We start from the raw sequence: 340 nt of genomic DNA on the forward strand, positions 1-340 counted from the left end.
GAAGATCGTGTGGCGGGGGGTGGGGTGGTGGTTGGAAGAGATGATGTGGATACATTTTTGGGTTGTGGTGATGGGGTATTGTTGTTAGAGGAAGGTGGTGTAATGGGGGATGTGAGGGGGAGAGAAGTTGAGGAAAGTGGTGAAGTGGTGGAGGAGAGAGGGATGGGATTGGGAGTTTGGATGGGAGTGGGAGAGGAGTTGAGAAGTGGAGGTATTGAGGTGGGTTTTAGGGGGATGAGGGGAGAGGAGTTGATATGGAGAAGTGACGTTGGTAACGAGCGAAGCTTTGCCGCCGAGTCCGATCTCGTGCAGCAATTCAAGCATCGGATGAAGGACGTTC

At 52.9% G+C, this 340-nt stretch carries 1 protein-coding gene; it reads left to right on the forward strand.

Translation table 11 applies throughout. The features are described 5' to 3' along the window. Window positions 1-27 precede the first annotated feature (27 nt). Window positions 28-340 (forward strand): hypothetical protein (locus FS628_RS30245; RefSeq protein ID WP_145326658.1); only part of this gene is annotated, 313 nt, incomplete at its 3' end.

The organism is Paenibacillus xylanexedens (genome assembly GCF_007676705.1).
GTDB lineage: Bacteria > Bacillota > Bacilli > Paenibacillales > Paenibacillaceae > Paenibacillus > Paenibacillus xylanexedens_C.